The organism is Weissella paramesenteroides ATCC 33313 (genome assembly GCF_000160575.1).
GTDB lineage: Bacteria > Bacillota > Bacilli > Lactobacillales > Lactobacillaceae > Weissella > Weissella paramesenteroides.
The window spans coordinates 1-2,506 of the sequence record NZ_GG697134.1; the positions used below are offsets into that span (position 1 = coordinate 1).

The following is a 2,506-nucleotide window of genomic DNA, read 5'->3' on the forward strand; positions in this document are numbered from 1 at the left end:
GCGATTCGTAATTGTCAATAGTTTTCTTAAAGAAAATCTATTAATAATTGAATATAATTTATTGCTAAAATATTACTCGTTTTATATAAGTAAATATTAAAATAGCTTAAATTATTATCTGTTGTTTAGCCTTTGTAAAAGACAACTTTTATATAATACCCCTATATGAATTAGAACGCAATAGTTTTTTTCATACTGTTTTAAAAAATAAAAATTATTACGTGTTATACTATTGAAAAGAACTCTTAAAGATTAAGGATGACCATATGTCAACAAATACAAACAAAATAGATCCTGAAAAATTTCTAGCTATGTTATTACAGTATAGCCGCGATTCACACTATAACCACATTAATATCAGTGTTCGCCTAAATAGAAATCCTGCCTATACTCGTCAGGTTATGAACATCAAGTTGAAGCGTATTTCAAAAAAATTTGGTAATGATGAGCGCCTATATGTATCAATGACGGCTGAAGAAGGACAAAAGTTTCTTTCACTAGTCAATCGTTTAAAAGAAGATATGTTTGCTAACTTTGCCGAAAAAATTACTTGGCATACTGAATTACTAGAACGGACCGAGCAAGAGTTTGGTTACCATCAAATACGTGAACGTGATCAATATAATAACTTGGAATTTGAACTTCTTCTATAAAAAATTTTCATCTACTGAAAAGCGAAAAATGCGAAACACACTGGCATTAGTGCGTTTCGCATTTTTATTTGTCTTCAGGTACCGGATATTGGGCAGTGTATAAAGCGGCAATGATACCGTGCGCAACTGAAACATTCAACGACCGAACTGATCCTGTTTGCGGAATATAAATCATCTGGTCAGCTGCCTGAATCAACTCATCTGCTAAGCCAATTTGTTCCTCACCAAATAAAAATACACTCTTTTTAGGAAACTTCACTTGAAAAACATTATGTAACTCATAACCGGGTGTATTATCAACCGCATAGATTGTGTACCCTTCTTCATGCCATCGATCAAATAATTTTTGATAGTCCAATATACGATGATGGCTAATATGTTCATAATGTTGCGCACCCACAGCGCCAGTCTTATTCCATTTTTTAGCGCCTTCCGGATTATCACTATCCATTGGATTATCGGGGTTTAAAAAGACGATTTCGCGTCCTGAAAACGCATTATGATTTCTAACTGCTGTCGCTTTATTAAAGTCATGCGTTAGATTTTGCAATACTGTTATCATATCTCCACGCCGTTGATCTAATGCTTGCATGATCTGTTCATTAGTCATGCCCTTAAAATCAGCACCCAAATTACGATAGTCGATCCCATTTTGTAAATCAATATGACTCATCTTTGACCTCTACTTATTTTTCTTCAAATTGTTTATACCATATTATTATACATAAGAATGTTTAACCAAGTTATATCTTAATAACTTTGTATCTGACCACCGTCTACCAAAACATTACTACCATTAATATAATTACTGACATTAGAAGCTAAAAATGTCACAACATTTGCGAATTCTGTGGGTTCTCCATATCGACCTAAAGGAATTGTTTGTTCGGACTGCTGGCGAATCGATGTCACTGACTGCCCACTTTTTTCTGCATTCAACTCATCTAAACTTTGGACTCGATTAGTTGCTATCCGACCTGGTGAAATTGTATTTACTCGAATGCCATACTGACCAAATTCATTCGCCAAGCTTTTAGAAAGTCCCAGGATAGCCATTCTAAACGTATTTGATAATATAAGCCCTGGTAATGGCTGCCTGGTTGAAGCTGAAACACTATTAATGATGACACCTTGCGTCCTTTTTAAATCAGGTAATGCTAATCGTATCATTTGCACAGCACTTTTTAAAATAAGTTCATACGCATCAGTCCAGTCGTCTTCACTAAGCTCCTCAAATTTCGCACTTCTTGGTCCACCTGTATTATTAATAACAATATCGATCAAACCGAATTTTTTATGTGTGGTGGCTATTAAATTTTCAATATCTGATGTACTAGTTAAATCCGCCACGACATACGACAAATGGCTTGCTCTCGTTGTTGGCAGCAATTTCTGATAAGCAATGCGTAAATGTTCTAAATTGTGGCTTGTAATCAGTACCTTTGCTCCCTCTTCTAAAAACTTTTTAGCAGTTGCAAAACCTAATCCCTGACTAGAAGCGGTTACTAATACGACCTTATCCTTTAGTTGTAAATCCATAAGCATCTCCCATCCGTATTGAAGAACTAAATCATTGTAAAATTGTTCAATATTTAATCAGCATGCATTTTTAAATAAACACAGAATATAATGTGGGCTTTCCCAAAATCTGTAATGGAACTACATGCCATTTGCTACTCATTCAAATATATACATGAATTTTAATACAGCGTCAATGAACAAGTACACTTATTAAACACCATAAATTTATACACAAAAATCTAATCATGCATCTTATTTCCAAAAATTCCAAATCATATATTATATTTTTTAATCATAAGCGATTTATTTATATGTCTGTTAATATAAAAAAT

3 protein-coding genes are annotated in these 2,506 nt (G+C 33.6%); 1 reads left to right on the top strand and 2 read right to left on the bottom strand.

Features of this window, described 5'->3' with window-relative positions; genetic code table 11:
• The first annotated feature begins 266 nt into the window (after nt 1-266).
• Nucleotides 267-653 carry a hypothetical protein gene (locus HMPREF0877_RS08680; protein WP_002828978.1) on the top strand — a complete coding sequence of 129 codons (387 nt, stop codon included), beginning with the start codon at nt 267-269 and terminating at the stop codon, nt 651-653.
• Between the two features lie 64 nt (nt 654-717).
• On the opposite strand, the gene HMPREF0877_RS08685 is transcribed toward HMPREF0877_RS08680, so the two are convergent.
• Both HMPREF0877_RS08685 and HMPREF0877_RS08690 read right to left on the bottom strand, forming a co-directional pair.
• Nucleotides 718-1,326 carry a TrmH family RNA methyltransferase gene (locus tag HMPREF0877_RS08685; RefSeq protein WP_002828979.1) on the bottom strand — a complete coding sequence of 203 codons (609 nt, stop codon included), beginning with the start codon at nt 1,324-1,326 and terminating at the stop codon, nt 718-720.
• A gap of 77 nt (nt 1,327-1,403) precedes the next feature.
• Nucleotides 1,404-2,192 carry an SDR family oxidoreductase gene (locus HMPREF0877_RS08690; RefSeq protein WP_040761143.1) on the bottom strand — a complete coding sequence of 263 codons (789 nt, stop codon included), beginning with the start codon at nt 2,190-2,192 and terminating at the stop codon, nt 1,404-1,406.
• Nucleotides 2,193-2,506 lie beyond the last annotated feature (314 nt).

Excerpts from the sequence above, each read along its gene's own strand:
- HMPREF0877_RS08680 (WP_002828978.1), top strand. The coding sequence starts at position 267 with ATGTCAACAAATACAAACAAAATAGATCCTGAAAAATTTCTAGCTATG.
- HMPREF0877_RS08685 (WP_002828979.1), bottom strand. The coding sequence starts at position 1,326 with ATGAGTCATATTGATTTACAAAATGGGATCGACTATCGTAATTTGGGT.
- HMPREF0877_RS08690 (WP_040761143.1), bottom strand. The coding sequence starts at position 2,192 with ATGGATTTACAACTAAAGGATAAGGTCGTATTAGTAACCGCTTCTAGT.